The organism is Allosalinactinospora lopnorensis (assembly GCF_000981225.1).
GTDB lineage: Bacteria > Actinomycetota > Actinomycetes > Streptosporangiales > Streptosporangiaceae > Allosalinactinospora > Allosalinactinospora lopnorensis.
Genome location: NZ_LAJC01000008.1, coordinates 1 through 16,005 on the forward strand (window position 1 = coordinate 1; position 16,005 = coordinate 16,005).

At 68.6% G+C, this 16,005-nt stretch carries 15 protein-coding genes; 7 read left to right on the forward strand and 8 right to left on the reverse strand.

All coding sequences use genetic code 11. The annotated features are described in order from the left end of the window. The coding region (locus VS93_RS28900) for a hypothetical protein (protein ID WP_156184673.1) at nucleotides 1-353 on the reverse strand (353 nt) is incomplete at its 3' end. Nucleotides 354-581: 228 nt separating this feature from the next. Here VS93_RS28900 and VS93_RS04465 point away from each other — a divergent pair. The 4 genes from VS93_RS04465 (at nucleotide 582) to VS93_RS04480 (ending at nucleotide 5,010) form a co-directional block, all read left to right on the forward strand. After that, nucleotides 582-1,436: a helix-turn-helix domain-containing protein gene (locus VS93_RS04465; RefSeq protein WP_046468747.1), complete on the forward strand. Its 855-nt coding sequence runs from the start codon at nucleotides 582-584 to the stop codon at nucleotides 1,434-1,436. A gap of 11 nt (nucleotides 1,437-1,447) precedes the next feature. After that, on the forward strand, nucleotides 1,448-1,642 hold the full coding sequence (locus tag VS93_RS04470) for a DUF397 domain-containing protein (RefSeq protein ID WP_046468748.1): 195 nt from the start codon (nucleotides 1,448-1,450) through the stop codon (nucleotides 1,640-1,642). A gap of 815 nt (nucleotides 1,643-2,457) precedes the next feature. Then, a complete protein-coding gene (locus VS93_RS04475; protein ID WP_046468749.1) occupies nucleotides 2,458-3,951 on the forward strand; it encodes a SulP family inorganic anion transporter in 1,494 nt (497 codons plus the stop codon). 585 nt (nucleotides 3,952-4,536) lie between these two features. Beyond that, nucleotides 4,537-5,010, forward strand: coding sequence for a cupredoxin domain-containing protein (locus VS93_RS04480; protein WP_046468750.1), 474 nt, complete (start codon nucleotides 4,537-4,539; stop codon nucleotides 5,008-5,010). A 420-nt stretch (nucleotides 5,011-5,430) separates the two neighbouring features. Here VS93_RS04480 and VS93_RS04485 read toward each other — a convergent pair whose 3' ends face one another. Next, complete coding sequence (locus VS93_RS04485; protein ID WP_046468751.1) at nucleotides 5,431-6,903, reverse strand: class I adenylate-forming enzyme family protein; 1,473 nt, start codon at nucleotides 6,901-6,903, stop codon at nucleotides 5,431-5,433. A 283-nt stretch (nucleotides 6,904-7,186) separates the two neighbouring features. Here VS93_RS04485 and VS93_RS04490 point away from each other — a divergent pair, with 283 nt between their 5' ends. Next, nucleotides 7,187-7,618, forward strand: a complete 432-nt coding sequence (locus VS93_RS04490) for a cupredoxin domain-containing protein (RefSeq protein ID WP_046468752.1) — start codon at nucleotides 7,187-7,189, stop codon at nucleotides 7,616-7,618. A gap of 156 nt (nucleotides 7,619-7,774) precedes the next feature. Here the strand turns inward: VS93_RS04490 and VS93_RS04495 are convergent, their stop codons facing one another. Beyond that, nucleotides 7,775-8,983 carry a pyridoxal phosphate-dependent aminotransferase gene (locus tag VS93_RS04495; protein ID WP_046468753.1) on the reverse strand — a complete coding sequence of 403 codons (1,209 nt, stop codon included), beginning with the start codon at nucleotides 8,981-8,983 and terminating at the stop codon, nucleotides 7,775-7,777. Nucleotides 8,984-9,081: 98 nt separating this feature from the next. Between VS93_RS04495 and VS93_RS04500 the strand changes: the two genes are divergently transcribed. Beyond that, entirely contained in the window at nucleotides 9,082-9,750 is a 669-nt protein-coding gene (locus VS93_RS04500; RefSeq protein ID WP_046468754.1) for a winged helix-turn-helix transcriptional regulator, read from the forward strand. Nucleotides 9,751-9,783: 33 nt separating this feature from the next. Here the strand turns inward: VS93_RS04500 and idi are convergent, their stop codons facing one another. Further along, nucleotides 9,784-10,359: an isopentenyl-diphosphate Delta-isomerase gene (gene idi, locus VS93_RS04505; protein ID WP_046468755.1), complete on the reverse strand. Its 576-nt coding sequence runs from the start codon at nucleotides 10,357-10,359 to the stop codon at nucleotides 9,784-9,786. Between the two features lie 251 nt (nucleotides 10,360-10,610). On the opposite strand from idi, the gene VS93_RS04510 reads away from it, so the two are divergent. Next, nucleotides 10,611-10,916, forward strand: a complete 306-nt coding sequence (locus tag VS93_RS04510; RefSeq protein ID WP_052745529.1) for a hypothetical protein — start codon at nucleotides 10,611-10,613, stop codon at nucleotides 10,914-10,916. Nucleotides 10,917-11,037: 121 nt separating this feature from the next. Here VS93_RS04510 and eda read toward each other — a convergent pair whose 3' ends face one another. The 4 genes from eda to zwf are packed head-to-tail and all read right to left on the reverse strand — an operon-like array spanning nucleotide 11,038 to nucleotide 15,972. Then, nucleotides 11,038-11,685: a bifunctional 4-hydroxy-2-oxoglutarate aldolase/2-dehydro-3-deoxy-phosphogluconate aldolase gene (gene eda, locus VS93_RS04515; protein WP_046468756.1), complete on the reverse strand. Its 648-nt coding sequence runs from the start codon at nucleotides 11,683-11,685 to the stop codon at nucleotides 11,038-11,040. Next, nucleotides 11,682-12,665: a glucokinase gene (gene glk / locus VS93_RS04520; protein WP_046468757.1), complete on the reverse strand. Its 984-nt coding sequence runs from the start codon at nucleotides 12,663-12,665 to the stop codon at nucleotides 11,682-11,684. Before glk ends, eda begins: the two co-directional genes overlap by 4 nt. Then, nucleotides 12,662-14,476, reverse strand: coding sequence for a phosphogluconate dehydratase (gene edd, locus VS93_RS04525; protein WP_046468758.1), 1,815 nt, complete (start codon nucleotides 14,474-14,476; stop codon nucleotides 12,662-12,664). The genes glk and edd overlap by 4 nt, the downstream gene beginning before the upstream one ends. Next, a complete protein-coding gene (zwf, locus tag VS93_RS04530; protein WP_046468759.1) occupies nucleotides 14,473-15,972 on the reverse strand; it encodes a glucose-6-phosphate dehydrogenase in 1,500 nt (499 codons plus the stop codon). The genes edd and zwf overlap by 4 nt, the downstream gene beginning before the upstream one ends. Nucleotides 15,973-16,005: the final 33 nt, after the last annotated feature.

A 16,005-nucleotide genomic window follows, 5' to 3' on the forward strand; every position in this document is an offset into this window, starting at 1 on the left:
ACCTCGCGCCGGGCCAGCAGGTCGCGCACCAGCGGCGCCAACTCGGCGCGCAGATCGTCAAGACCATCGCCGTGGCGGAGCTCCCCGATCTCAACGGCTCCCCGGTGCGCGCGATGCGCAGCACCGAGAACGTAGGGACGCACCAGCACCGCCCCAGCAGCGAACACCGGAGCATGCGGCCCATAGACGGCCAACTCCGGCCACAACGGCCGCGCGGGAAGCCCCACTACCAGACGCGCCAACCGAGCCGAAACGCGCCGCGACCCGGCCATCCGGCCGCGCCCATGACGCCCAAGCCGGGACGGCACCACCAGCGCCACAAACGGAAGCAGCAGCAGACACAGCAATCTCATGGAAACCCCTCAGGGGTCGGGGCCGGATGGGAGGTCCGGCAGGTCTGTTCAGGTACCGCCATCGTGCCGCAGTGCGATAGATATTGCAATATTCACTCTTGATCGAGTGAATCAATCATCTCTGATTAGCTCAATGCGAACTGAACGGTGCACTAAATGTCAGAGAAATCACCCCGACGCGTAGAATCGCGCCACCGGAACCGATCCCGTTCAGCAAGGAACACCGAGTTGGCAGCCAGCCCCACACTCCGCCGCCGTCGGCTTGCCCGGCAGTTGCTGAAGCTGCGCGCGAACAAAGGGATGACCGTGGACGCCGTCGGAAAAGAGGCGAAGAAGCGGTCGCCGTCTCGTCCCTGGTCAGCAGCTAAGGTCACCAGAATCGAGAACCGCCAGCTTCAGCATCTCCGCGAGGTCGATCTCCTCACGCTGCTGGACGTTTACGGCGTAGACGGCACCGAGGAGCGCGCCGCCTACGTCAAGTTGGCCAAGGAAGCCAGCCAGAGCGGCTGGTGGTTCGGTTACCGAGACGTGCTCGGCTCTGGCGCCTACATCGACCTGGAGACCGAGGCGATTCGACTTCGCACCTACGAGGCGCTGTATGTTCCTGGCCTGCTGCAGACACCGGGTTATGCGGAGGCGATCATCCGCGGTAGCGGTGTGACCGACGAGCACGAGATTGCTCGGCGCGTTGAGGCACGGATGATGCGCCGGCAGATCATGGAGCGTCCCGACTCCCCACAACTGACCGCGTTGATCGACGAGGCTGCGCTCCGAAAGATCCCAGACGCGGTACTTGCTGACCAGTTGCGGCACCTCATCGCTATGCAACGCTCTAACCTGCGAATACGTGTCGTTCTGGACTCTTCAGGGCCGCACCCGGCGATGAACGGCAGCTTTGTGCTGATGGAGTTCCCGCACGATCCACCAGTGGTCTACCTGGAACAGTCCGTAAGCGGGCTCTTCTTGGAAGAAGAGCGGGATCTGACCCACTATGAGCAAGTCTTCACGGCTGTGGAGGGTGCCGCCCTGTCTGCTGCCGATTCGGTGGCATTCTTGGAAGAGAACCTGAACAGATCCCCGTAGGAGACCGCATCATGCCTGAACAGCGCCCTCTGATCTTCCGTAAGAGCTCCTACAGCAGCGGCAAGGGACAGAACTGCGTTGAGGTTGCTGACACTGGCGCTGGCGCGGCTGTGCGCGACAACCAGAACCGCGAGCTCGGCCATATCGACTTCGGCTCCGCCGAGTGGCGCGCGTTCCTGGCCGACGTAAAGAGCGGCCGCCTATAGCCCACCCACAGTGAAGGCCCCCGGTGTAACACCGGGGGCCTTCACTGCTGTTTACCTGAACAGATCCCGCCGCAAGCGTACCCCGCTGCGGGCCGGGCGACCAGGCTCCGGAACCGGTCAGGGACGACGCGCGGTGACGATGAGGGCTCCCAGTAGATCCGGTGCAGGGGCTGGATAGACGCGGGGGTCGATGTGGGCGAAGCAGTGCTCGTGCAGGATGTTCAACCAGTCGGCCGAGTACGAGTGGGAGCAGCCGCGAACATCACGAGCTCCCGCTGGAGCACTAAGCGCGCGATGGGGCTGATTTTCTCAAGGCCAGTGGGGCCAAGGGCAGACCAGTGCGACGCGAAGCGGAAAACATCGCTTTCTTTCACAATTCCCCTGCGCACTTTTGTGCGAAAAGTTTCCACATTTTCAGCACACGTGAACACAGTGAAATCATGATCACAAATAATCACGCTGTGTTAGTCAACCCGAAGTGACGCCGCCACCGAGATCAAGCACTGTTATCTGGTGAAAAGGCGATTCTCTGATCTTTGTGAGAGTCACCTCAATCGCACACCGTGACAGCAACTCTGACTAATCGGTAATATCTTGATTTGTTCACCGGTTGAGATCCTCACTGAGTCCACCGACTCCTCTCGGTCTTCCTGGCCGTTCCATGGGACGCGGTCAGGCAGGCGGCGATGAAGCCGCGACGGGCGCCGGCCCGACCACAGGGGCACCCCCTCCCGTGTCCGCACGCCGTCGCCGATCACCAGACCTGACCATGAGCAGCCCCGCGGACGGAGGCTGCCCGAGACCGGACGGATTCCATGAGCACCCCAGTGACAACCCGTTTCAGACGCCGGCTTCCCGCCGTCCCGAGCGCCGCGCAACTGCGTGCCGAGGTCATGGCCGGACTGGTCGTCGCGCTCGCCCTGATTCCCGAGGCGATCGCCTTCTCGATCGTCGCCGGGGTCGACCCCCGGATCGGGCTGTACGCCTCCTTCGTCATGGCCGTCTCCATCGCCTTCCTGGGCGGACGCCCCGCCATGATCTCCGCGGCCACCGGGGCGATGGCCCTGGTCATGGCTCCCCTGTCGAAGGAGTACGGTGTCGACTACCTGATCGCCGCCACCATCCTGGCCGGGCTGATCCAGATCGCCCTGGGCCTGGCCGGAGTCGCCAGGCTGATGCGGTTCGTGCCGCCCAGCGTGATGACCGGCTTCATCAACGCCCTGGCCATTCTCATCTTCCTGGCCCAGCTGCCCCACCTGGCCGGGGCCGGCGTGCCGATCTATGTGATGGTCGCGGTCGGGCTGGGCATCATCTTCGGCCTGCCGCTGCTGACCCGGGCGGTTCCCGCTCCACTGGTGGCGATCGTGGTGCTCACGGCCGCGGCGGTCATGATGGACGTCCCCGCCCGCACCGTTGGGGACATGGGCGAGCTGCCCACCAGCGTCCCGGTCCCGTTCCTGCCCGATGTTCCACCGAACCTGGAGACACTGGCCCTGATCGCGCCGTACTCGATCACCCTGGCGCTGGTCGGGCTGATGGAGTCGCTGATGACCGCCAAGGTCGTCGACGACATCACCGAGACGTCCTCGGCGCACGGCCGGGAGGCACGGGGCCAGGGCATCGCCAACGTCCTGGTCGGCCTCTTCGGCGGGATGGCCTCCTGCGCGATGGTCGGCCAGACGATGATCAACGTCAAGTCCGGCGGCCGCACCCGGCTGTCCACCTTCCTGGCCGGTGTGTTCCTGCTGGTCCTGGTGGTCGTGCTGGGCGACGTCGTCGGCATGATCCCGATCGCCGCCCTCGTCGCGGTGATGGTCTTCGTGTCGATCGTCACCTTCGACTGGCACAGCATCGCCCCGAAGACGCTCAAGCGCATGCCCTGGTCGGAGACCCTGGTCATGGCCGTCACGGTCGCCGTGGTGGTCTACACGCACAACCTGGCGCTCGGCGTGATCGTCGGTGTGATCGTCTCGATGGTGATCTTCGCGCAGAAGGCCTCGGCGGCCGCCGACATCACGAGCGTGCTCGACCCCGAGGGCGGAACGCGGGTGTACTCGGTGCACGGCGAGTTCTTCTTCGCCTCCTCCAACGAGCTGGTCGGCCGGTTCGACTACGCCGAGGAGGGAGTGGAGAAGGTCGTGATCGACATGTCCGAGGCGCACGTGTGGGACTCCTCGGCGGTGGCGGCCCTGGACCACGTGTCCGAACACTTCCGCAAACACAGCGTTGAGGTCGAGATCACCGGGCTCAACGACTCCAGCGCCGAGCTGCACAAAGAGCTGTCGGGCACCCTTACCGGCGCCCATTGATCCCGGGGCCGCGCGGCGGCGAGCGCCGGAGCGCACCGGGTGCGACAGAGTCCCCGACCACGGGCCGCCGGTCTTCTCCGGCGGCCCGTTAGCTCTCCATCGTGCGGGGCCGCAGAGTTCGCTCGCGGAGACCCGACGGGCGCCCCAGTGCGGGAGCCTTCCGCCCCGGAACCGGTCCAGGCGGACCTCACTTTGGTCTGCGCCCCGGTACGCCGTCCCGCACGGCACCCGGGACCTGGCCTTCCTCCGCGTCGGAAGCGGCCACGACCGCGGAGTTGGCTACGGTGGGGTGCTGGTCGGCACGGTGCCCCCTCCATGTGCGTAGCCCTCTTCACCCTTATCCGGCAGCGTAGGAACGGGGAATGGGCCCGCTTAAGGGGACGAAGGTCCCGGTGCCTTAGGCGCTTTGGATGAACCGGGGCGGACCGGCATACGTGTTTCCAGTAGTTACACCGCTCTACCAGCGAAAACGCTGAACTGTGATCTGACCGACGATTACACAGTGCGCCGTGCAGCGGTTCACAGCGCTCACGAGGCACGTAAGTCGCTTCGACCACCGACCCGCGCATAGGAGCTGGAGACCCCATGTCACGTCTTGTCCTCGTTGCCCTGACCTGCGCCGGCGTCCTCGGCTTGGCCGCGTGCGGTCAGGACGAGGCCTCGACCGAGAGCAGTGAGCCCGCCGAGGAGGGGCAGGTGGAAGTCCCGGTCGAGGACGAAGGGCCCGCGGAAGAGAACGATGAGGCCGTCGGGACCGCCGACGAGACGATCAGCGTCGAGGCCGGTGACAACTACTTCGAGGGAATCCCCGACACGCTGCCGGCCGGCACGACCGAGATCCAGTTCGAGAACGTTGGTGACGCGCAGCACGACATCGTGATCGGGGAACTCGGCACCCTGCAGGTCGTCGCAAGCGAAGGCGGCAGGCTGCAGGTCGTCGTGAGCGACGGCGGCGGATCCGACTCCGGCCTGGTCGAGCTGGAACCGGGCGAGTACCTCTTCTACTGCTCGATTCCCGGCCACCGCCCGGACATGGAGAAGACCGTCACCGTTGCGTAACCGGCCGCTTCTCCTCTTCGCCCGTGCAACGGCCGCCCGCCCGACAGGGCCAGGTCAGACACCCAATGTCGTTTGGTGTCAAGCGGCATGGAGGTGTGCATGGTGGGGCCAGGCGGTCGTTTCGTCGTAGCGGGAGTGCAGGGCGTTCCGGAAGGTACGCGGTCCCCATGTGGCAGGTGAAGACCCAAATACGAGGCGTGATCGCCGCACCCGGCCCACTCTCGCGCCTATCACCTGCTACGACGGATTAATGCGGTTTCCTGCAGTGATACTCTTGAGTTGGAAATTTTTCTACTTACCGAGCCCTCCGTCACGTGTGGCAAGCGTCTTTCGCCCTGCTCTCAGGGGTGAGACGGCAGCCGCAACGACCGCGTCGCCACTACCGGCGCATCCGCGGCGCTGGTCGGCCCGCGTTCACTGTCAGGCGGTCTCCTGCAGTTCGTGGTGCGCGATCTTCCCACTGGGGGTGAGCGGCAGCGCGTTGATGAAGTGGACGCGGCTGGGCAGCTTGTACTCGGCGATGCGCCCGCGCAGGAACGCCATCAGCTCCTCGGTCGAGAGCTCCTGCCCCTGCCGCAGGACCACGAAGGCCACCGGGACCTGCCCTTCCTTCGGGTCGGAGGCGGCCACGACCGCCGAGTTGGCCACGGCGGGATGCCGGTCGATCGCCGCCTCCACCTCTCCCGGGGTGATCTTCGACGTGCGCCGCACGATCAGGTCCTTGATGCGGCCCTCGAACCACCAGACCCCATCGGCGTCCTGCGAACCCAGGTCACCGGTTCGCAGCCATCCCCTGGTCATCGAGTCCCGGGTGAGCGCCTCGTCCTCCCAGTACCCCGCCATCAGCATGGGGCCGCGCACCAGCAGCTCACCGGTATCCTCGTCCGCGCGCACCTCGGCGCTGTCGACGATCGTGCCCAGGCAGCCGTCCCGTTCGAGCCGGGCCTCGCGGTTCACCGTGAGCCAGATGGCCTCGGTCATGCCGTATCCGACGCCGATGGGCCTGCCCGCGATGTTCATGAAGTCGCGCTGCAATGCGGCGGGCACCGTGTCACCGCCGGTGTAGACGCCGCGCAGGGACGAGAACCACTCGCGCCTGGCCCCCGGTTCCCGGGCGAGCTCGGCCAGGACGTCGATGTGGGTGCAGACCAGCGTCGGCCGGTGCTTGAGCAGTCCCGTGACGTACTCCTTCAGGTCGAACCCGTCGTACAGGGCGACCGTTCCGCCGGCCATCAAGGTGGTCAGCGTCTCGATGAAGCCGCTGACATGGACCAGCGGATCGCACACCTGCACCACGTCACCGGGCCCGACGGTGCCGAGCGCCTCGGACGTGCTGGTCAGCATGGCCAGGGCGGAACGCTGGGTGTGCAGCACGCCCTTGGGGATCCCGGTGGACCCCGAGGTGAAGAACATGACGGCCGGCCGGTCCGGGTCGGGCGGGATCATGGGAGATTCGGCATGGGAGGTCAGGAGGGGCGCGAACGGCTCGAAGCGGTCACTGCGGCCTACGGTCAGAACACGGACTCCGTCCAGAACCACCGGGTCGACACCGTCGAGCCGCTCCAACCGGCTCGCGTGGACGACCAGCCAGCGGGGTCGCGCACGCCGCAGGGCCCGCTCGACCTCCGGCGGCGCGTAACGGGTGTTCAGCGGCACGGCCATCGCGCCCGAACGGAAGCAGGCCAGATAGGTCAGCACCGCCTCCGGGCAGTTCGGCAGCATGAAGGCCACGCGCTCGCCGGCCATCCCGGTCATCTCCGCCGCCAGAGCACCGGCGGGGCCGGCCAGCTCGGCGTAGGTCCAGCGCCGACCCTCGTACACGAGAGCGGTCGACGCCGGCGGGTGGCTGTCGAGCAATCGACTGAGCCGGGGAAAATCGGATTCTGTTGACACGGTGCCCCTCCATGCGCATAGCCGTCTTCGCCCCTACCCAGCAGCGTAGGAACGGGGAATGGGCCCGTTGAAGGGGACGAAGGTCCCGGTGTCGTAGGCGCTTCGGATGAACCGGGGCGGACCGGCATACGTGTTTCCGGTAGTTGCACCGCTCTACCAGCGAAAACGCTGAACCGTGATCTGACCGACGACTACAGTGCGCCGTGCAGCGGTTCACACGGCGCTCACGAGGCACGTGAGTCGCTTCGACCACCGACCCGCGCATAGAAGCTGGAGACCCCCCATGTCACGTCTTGCCCTCGTCGCCCTGACCTGCGCCGGCGTTCTCGGCTTGGCCGCGTGCGGTCCGGACGAGGCCTCGACCGACAACAGTGAGCCCGTTGAGGAAGCCCCTGCCGAGGAGAACGGGGCCGCGGAAGAGAACGGCGATGCCGCCGAGACCGCCGACGAGACGATCAGCGTCGAGGCCGGTGACAACTACTTCGAGGGAATCCCCGACACGCTGCCGGCCGGCACGATCGAGATCCAGTTCGAGAACGTTGGCAATATGCAGCACGACATCGTGATCGAGGAACTCGACAACATGCAGGTCGTCGAGAGCGACGGCGGCGGGTCCGACGCCGGCGTGGTCGAGCTGGAACCGGGCGAGTACACACTCTACTGCTCGGTTCCCGGCCACCGCCCGGACATGGAGGAGACCGTCACCGTCGAGTAATCGGCCGCCTTTCCTCTTCTCCCCCTCCTCGTCCGCGCGACAACCGGCCGGTTCCCAGGGGCCGCCCGGTCATCGACCGCACCAGACGGCCGTCCCCCGGTCCACCGACGCCCGGACCGGGGGGCGGCCACGCTCATTGGGAAGAGCGCGATCACGCTACTGCCGGTAGCCGTTCAGGAAGCGGCCGATGCGGTGGATCGCCGTTTCCAGTTCGTCGGCGTGCGGGAGCGTGAGAATCCGGAAGTGGTCCGGACGCGGCCAGTTGAAGCCGGTACCTTGGACGATGTGGATCTTCTCCTGTAGCAGCAGGTCCAGGACGAACTTCTCGTCGTCGTGGATGCGGTGCACCGCGGGGTCCAGACGCGCGAACGCGTACAGGGCCCCCTTCGGCTTGACGCAGGAGACGCCCGGGATCGCGTTCAGCGCCTCCCATGCGAGGTCGCGCTGCGCGGTGAGCCGCCCGCCCGGCAGGACCAGGTCCTCGATGCTCTGCCGCCCGCCCAGGGCGGCCTGGATCGCGTACTGGGCCGGAACGTTGGGGCACAGCCGCATGCCCGCCAGCATGGTCAGCCCTTCGAGGTAGCCGGCGGCGTGCTTCTTCGGGCCTGACACGACGAGCCAGCCGGAGCGGAAGCCGGCGATGCGGTAGGCCTTCGACAGGCCGCTGAACGTCAGGCACAGCACGTCGGGGGCGAGCACAGCGGCGTTGTGGTGGACCTCGCCGTCATAGAGGATCCGGTCGTAGATCTCGTCGGCGAAGACCACCAGGTTGTGCCGGCGCGCATGGTCCAGGATCCCTTCAAGCACCTCGCGCGAGTAGACGGCACCCGTGGGGTTGTTCGGGTTGACGATGACGATCGCCTTGGTGCGGTCGGTCGTCTTGGCGGTGATGTCGTCCAGGTCGGGCTGCCAGTCGGCGGACTCGTCGCACGTGTAGTGCACGGCCGTTCCCCCCGCGAGCGTGGTGACCGCGCTCCACAGCGGGAAGTCGGGCGCGGGGATCAGTATCTCGTCACCGTCGTCGACCAGGGCCTGGACCGCCATCGTGACGAGTTCGGAAACCCCGTTGCCAAGGAAGACGTCGTCCACGTCGGCGTCGATCCCCTGGCTGCGGTAGTGCTGGGCGACCGCTCGCCGGGCCGGGAGGATGCCGCGCGCGTCGCTGTACCCGTGCGCCTGGGGAAGATTTCGGATGACGTCCTGCAGGATCTCCTCGGGAGCGTCGAAGCCGAACATCGCGGGGTTGCCGGTGTTGAGGCGCAGCACACTGTGACCGGCCTCCTCCAGGGCGTTGGCGTGCTCGATCACGGGCCCGCGGATCTCGTAGCAGACTCCCGACAGCTTGCTCGACTGCTTGAACTCCATCAGACGCCTTCCCCGGGTCGTTCCACCTTCACGGCGATGGTACTTGGTTCTACCAAGTAGGCACTTGGAAAGTCCAACAAGGTGGTTAAACTTTCGGTATGCCGCGACGAAGCTACGACCAGTTCTGCGCTGTGGCCCGCGCCCTGGACGCCGTGGGGGAGCGCTGGACTCTCCTCATCGTCCGGGAGCTGCTCGCGGGCCCCCGCCGATACACCGATCTGCACGCCGACCTTCCGGGCGTGAGTACCGACGTCCTCGCCGCGCGGCTCAAGGAGATGGAGGGCGACGGACTGGTCGAGCGCCGACGGCTGCCCCGTCCCGCCACCGGCAGCGTCTACGAACTCACCCGGCACGGGCGCGGTCTGCTCCCGGTGCTGTCCGCGCTGGCCGAATGGGCCGGAGACTCTCTGGAGGAGCGCCGCCCCAACGACGCGTTCCGCGCCCACTGGTTCGCGATCCCGCTGATGGCCGTGCTCGGGCGATGCGCCGGTACGGTGGCCGGGATCGTCGAGGTGCGGATCAACGACGGCACGTTCCGGCTGCGCCTCGACCCCTCGGGCGGGCCCGCGCACACCGACGACCCGGCGGAGGTGCCCTCCGCCAAGGTGAGCATGGACGCCGCGACGGCTTCCTCGCTCGTCTCCGGGCGGATCTCACCGGCCGAGGCCGTCAAGGACGGCGCAATGGAGGTGCGCGGCGACAGCCGGCTGGCGGAGGCGCTGCGCACCGCCCAGGTCCCCGCGGAGACGGACAGCGCCAGGTGCTGAGCGCCGCGCAAGCGCCGGCGGGCCCGTCACCGGTCACGAGGGCGTCCCCGCTCCCACCCCCTGCGCTTCGAGCAGCGGCACCTGCTGTGCGGCCCACGGGCTGATCGCCCACGGCGCCGCGTCCGCCAGGGCGACGAAGCGGCTCCACGGCGCCCACTCCCACTCGGCGATCTCGGAGGGGTCGGGGTCGGGGTCGTCATGCGTCACCGCCGTGTACACAGGGCAGAACTCGTTCTCCACGATGCCCTCGGCCGATCGCGCCCGGTAGCGGAAGTCCGGAAGTACCGGCTCCAGGCCGTGCAGCTTCACCCCCAACTCCTCGCGCACCCGCCGGCGAACCGCCTGCTGGGCGTCCTCCCCCGGTCGGGGATGGCCGCAGCAGCTGTTCGTCCAGACACCGGGCCAAGTCGTCTTGGACAGGGCGCGCCTGGTGACGAGGACACGGTCGCGCCCGTCGAAGATGTAGCAGGAGAAAGCGAGATGCAGGGGCGTGTCGGGTCCGTGTACCGCGTGGCGGTTCGCCGTACCGATCGGGCTGAGGTCCGCACCGAGCAGCACAACGAGGTCGTTGGAGGCGCTGGTGACGTCGTCGCAGTGTGGCTGTGTCATTCCCTCCAAACTAATCCGCCGGTGCCCGGCCGCGCCCGGAAGAACCGAAGATCGACACGAGAGTCGTGAGGCACGCCGATGGTCCGACCGTTTTCCGGGTTTTCGAGATGACCGGAACCGGCGCATGAACCCGGGCGAACTCGGTGTTTCCGCACACCCGAGGTCGGCGTTCGGCCTAGTCGCGAGGCTGTTGGATTTCGCTCTAGATACGTTCGGCAACGAAAAGTAACTACTAGTGATTGGAGTCGTACATGAAGTACGCAGCCATCGCCGCTACCGCCTTCGCGCTGGCCCTCAGTGTCGCCGGCCCGGCCGCGGCCGCCCAGGGCCACATCCACTGGACCCACGACGGCGAGCACTGGTTCACCCAACCCAGCCCCAAGGCGGGCTGCCACACCGTCGCCCAGGAGGACGAGGAGCCGGCGCGGCTCCTGCGCAACGAGACGAACAGCCCCATCTACGCGTACGCGGAGGCGGACTGCAAGGGTTCCGCGACCCTCATGTACCCGAAGGACCACACCTTCGAGGAGGTCCGGAGCTACCACGTGGCCTTCTGAGGCCGGGGCGCTCCCCTCTCCGACCGGGCGCGAAGGAGCACACGGCGCCGCGGAACGCGCCCGTACCCGGGGGTGGGGACGGCGGTCGCCGTCCCCACCCCGTCTGGTCGAGCCCCGCCACTCAGCCGTTCGGGCGCAGGGCGGCGGCTTCGCCGGCGAGGGCGCTGATCCGCTCCCAGTCACCGGTCTCGACGGCGTCGGCGGGCGTAAGCCACGAACCGCCGACGCAGCCGACGTTGGGCAGGCTCAGGTAGTCGGGAGCGTTGGCGGCGGTGATGCCCCCGGTCGGGCAGAACCGTGCCCGCGGCAGCGGGCTCGCCAGTGACTTCAGGTAGCCGGCGCCGCCCGCCGCGGAGGCGGGGAAGAACTTCAGTTCGGTCACCCCCCGTTCGAGCATGGCGAGCGCCTCGGACACGGTGGCGACCCCGGGCAGGTAGGGCAGTCCGGTCTCCGCCATCGCACCGTGCAGCCGTTCGGTGCATCCCGGACTGACCAGGAAAGCCGCCCCCGCCCGTGCCGCATCGCGGGCCTGTTCCGCAGTGGTGACCGTCCCGGCGCCGACCACGGCATCCGGGACCTCGGCGGCGATCCGTTCGATCGCCGGAAGGGCGGCTTCGGTGCGCAGGGTGATCTCGATGGCCGCCAGCCCGCCCTTCACCAGGGCTCGGGCCAGGGGCACCGCGGAACCGGAATCGGAGAGCACGACAACCGGAATGACCGGTGCCACGCTGAGGATTCCGGGGGTGGCACCATTGTCCAGGGCGTTCATTCCTGCTCCAAACGCTGCTCCAGCCGGGCCGCCGCGCCGAGCAGCGCGGGGGTGGGCGCCACGATGAGCGACGTGGCGATGTCCTTCACATAGTCGATCATGCGGTGCTTCTCTTCGAAACGGCGGCGAAAGCCACTGCGCAGCAGCGTGCCTCTCATCCGCGGCAGGATGCCGCCGCCCAGGAACACGCCCCCGGTCGCCCCCATGGTGAGGGCCACGTTGCCGGCGAACCCACCGAGCAGCCCGCAGAAGACCTCCAGCGTCTCAGCGCAGAGGGGGTCGTCCTGCGCCGCGCAGATGTCCGCCGCCGCCGGCCCGCCGCCCGGAACCCCGCGCAGCCGCGCGAGGGCGCCGTACAGCCGGGTGAGACCCGGCCCCGAGAGGAGGCACTCCGCGCTGACCGTCCCCTGTTCCCCCTGGAGCAGCCGGACGATGTCGGACTCGCGGTCGTCAGCGGCGGGTACGTCGACATGGCCGCCCTCGCCCGAGATGGGTGTCCATCCCACGGGGGTGGGCAGCAGCCCGGCCACGCCCAGACCGGTCCCCGGGCCGAGCACCGCCATGGGCCCGTCGGCTCCCGGGGCGGGACCGCCGAGGTGGAGCACGTCGTCCGCGCCGAGGCGCGGCAGCGCAAGGGCCAGAGCCGCGAAGTCGTTGAGGACGTCGAGATGGGCGAGGCCGAGGCGATCGCGGGTGCCGTAAGCGGAGCAGTCCCAGCGCGCGTTGGTCAGCCGGATCCGGTCACCGGTCACCGGACCGGCGATGGCCACACAGGCGGCGCCCGGCCGGACCCCGCCGTCGACCTGCCGCAGGTAGTCCTCGGCGGCCGCCGCGAGACCGGGATAGTCGGCGCAGTTGCGGCCCAGCACGTGCGCGGGCCGGGCGCCCGGAGCCTCGACGAGACCGAAGCGGGCGTTGGTCCCGCCGATGTCCGCCACCAGCCACGGCCGCTCCGGCGCGGGCGGCGGAACCGTCCTCACAGCACCCCTCCGAATACTCCTGCCCCCTGCTCTGCCGGGCCGGCCGCGTTCCGGAAGGCCGCGAAGAGCTCGCGGCCGGTCCCGGTGGTGGAGTCGACGGACGCGGCGGCCGGCTCGCGCTCCATCAGGTCCGGGACGAGCACGTCGAGCGTGCCCGCGTCGGCGTCGAGCCGCACCGGGTCGCCGTCGTCCACCCGGGCCAGCGGCCCGCCGACGGCCGCCTCCGGGGAGACGTGGATGGCGGCCGGCACCTTCCCGGAGGCTCCGGACATCCGGCCGTCGGTGACGAGGGCGACCTTGTGGCCGCGGTCCTGCAGCACTCCGAGGGCGGGCGTGAGCTTGTGCAGCTCCGGCATGCCGTTGGCCCTCGGCCCCTGGAAGCGGACGATCGCGACCACGTCACCGTCAAGCTCACCCGCCTTGAAGGCGTCCTGCAGCGCCGCCTGGTCGTCGAAGACGCGGGCGGGCGCCTCGACGACGCGGTGCTCGGACGCCACCGCCGACACCTTGATGACCGACCGGCCGAGGTTGCCCGACACCATGCGCAGCCCGCCATCGGCGGCGAAGGGGTCGGCTGCGCTCCGCAGCACGCTCTTGTCTCCGCTCTCCTCGGGCTCGTCCTGCCAGACGACACCGTCCTCGCGCAGTTCGGGCCGCCGGCGGTAACGGGCGAGACCGGGGCCCGCCACGGTCGCCACGTCCTCGTGCAGCAGGCCGGCGTCGAGGAGCTCGCCGATGAGGTAGGCCATCCCCCCGGCTTCGTGGAACTGGTTCACGTCGGCCGAACCGTTCGGGTACATCCGGGTGAGCGACGGGACCACATCGGACAGCGAAGCGAAGTCGTCCCAGGCCAGCTCGATCCCGGCGGCCGCGGCGATGGCGACCAGGTGCAGCGTGTGGTTGGTCGAGCCACCCGTGGCGAGCAGCGCCACCACGGCGTTGGCGATCGCCCGCTCGTCGATCGCCTCGCCGATGGGCGTGTACCGTTCACCCAGCGCGGTCAGGCCGGTCACCGCCCGCCCGGCCTCGGCGGTGAGCGCGTCCCGAATCGGTGTGCCGGGGGCCTCGAAGCTCGCACCCGGCAGGTGCAGCCCCATGACCTCCATGAGCATCTGGTTGGAGTTGGCGGTCCCGTAGAAGGTGCAGGTGCCGGGGGAGTGATAGGCCGCGGACTCCGCCTGGAGGAGCTCCTTGCGCCCGGCCTTGCCCTCGGTGTAGAGCTGGCGGACCTTCGCCTTCTCGGAGTTGGGCAGCCCGGAGGGCATCGGTCCGGCGGGGACGAACACCACCGGCAGGTGCCCGAACGACAGCGAGCCGATCAGCAGGCCGGGGACGATCTTGTCGCAGACGCCGAGCATCAGCGCGCCGTCGAACATGTCGTGGGAGAGCGCCACGGCGGTGGCCATCGCGATCACGTCCCTGCTGAACAGGGACAGCTCCATTCCGGCACGCCCCTGGGTGATGCCGTCGCACATCGCCGGGACACCGCCGGCGAACTGGGCGACCCCGCCCGCGCCGGCGACCGCCTTCTTGAGCAGTGCCGGATAGGACTCCAGCGGCTGGTGCGCCGAGAGCATGTCGTTGTAGGCCGAAACGATCGCGATATTGGGCTTGACCGATTCACGCAGCGAGAGCTTGTCGGCCACCGAGCACGCCGCGAACCCGTGCGCCAGGTTGGTGCACCCCAGGCCGGAGCGGGCCGGCCCCTCCGCCGCGGCGGCGCGGATCCGGGCGAGGTAGGCGGTCCGCGATTCCGCGCTGCGGGCCGCGATCCGTTCGGTGACTTCGGCAACGGTCGAATGCAACGTCATCGGGGAAGCTCCTCCTCGTGCCAGGTCCGGCTGGTACGGCCGATGAGACTGTCGGCGCCGGCCGGGCCGGCGCTTCCTGCGGGATAGGGCTCGGGCGCCGGCCCCGACGCATCCCACACCCCGATGATCGGGTCGATCCACCGCCAGGCGGCCTCGACCTCGTCGCGCCGCATGAACAGGGTCGGGTTGCCCGCCAGTACGTCCATGATCAAGCGTTCGTAGGCGTCCGGAGAGCGCTCGGCGAAGGTCTCGGCGAAGCTGAGCTGGAGCGGTGCGGGCCGCAGTTCCAGCTCCCCCGCTCCCGGTTTCTTGGCCAGCATGTGCAGGTGGATGGTCTCCTCCGGCTGCAGCCGGATCACCATCTGGTTCGGCGCCGAGACCGGGTCAACCGACTGACCGGGGAAGATCGGGTGGGGGACGTCGCGGAACCGCACCACGATCTCCGTACCGTGCCGGGCCAGCCGCTTGCCGGTGCGCAGGTAGAACGGCACGCCGCCCCAGCGCCAGTTGGCGACCTCGGCCTGCAGCGCGACGAAGGTCTCGGTACTGCTCGGCCCGTTGCCGCCGGGTTCGTCGAGGTATCCGGGGACCTCCGTACCGTCCACTCGGCCCGCCGTGTACTGCCCGCGGGCGGTCCGGGCGGCCACCTCGTTCCCGCGCAGCGGCCGCAGCGCCTGCAGCACCTTGACCTTCTCGTCACGGACCGCCTCGCGGCCGAAGCTCGCCGGGGGTTCCATCGCGATGAGGCAGAGCAGTTGCAGCAGGTGGTTCTGAACCATGTCGCGCAGCGCGCCCGACCCGTCGTAGTAGTCGCGGCGCCCGCCCACCCCGACCGTCTCGGCGGCCGTGATCTGCACGTGGTCCACCCACCGGGAGTTCCAGACCGGCTCGAGGAACATGTTGGCGAAGCGCAGCACCAGCAGGTTCTGCACGGTCTCCTTGCCCAGGTAATGGTCGATCCGGAAGATCTGCGCCTCGTCGAAGATCTCCCCGACCTCGTCGTTGATGGCGCCGGCCGAGGGCAGATCGCGGCCGAGGGGCTTCTCCAGAACCACCCGGGAGGTGCCGGTGACCAGGCCGGCGGTGCTGAGACCGCGGCAGATGCGGCCGAAGATCATCGGCGGGACAGCGAGGTAGAAGACCCGGGAGCGCTCCTCGCGGCCGGCCAGCATGGCGGCGAGCGCCTCCCAGCCGGGGTCGTCTTCGCCGACGTCGAGGCTGATGTGGTGCAGCCGGGACAGGAAGCGCCCCTGTGTCGGGACCGGAGTGCCGGCGCCGCGCGACGCGGGGTGCTCGCGGATCGCCGACTCGGCCTTGGCCCGGTAGTCGGCGTCGTCCAGACCGTCGCGCGAGACCGCGATGATCCGGGTGTCGCCGGCAAGGCCGTTGTCGCGGTCGCACAGGTTGAGCGCAGGGAGCAGCTTGCGCATGGCCAGGTCACCGGTGCCACCGAACACGATGATGTCAGTCGGCTGCGGCTCCGAAAGCTGAGGCATCGGTTCGCTCCACGTGCCATAGAAGGGGATTCA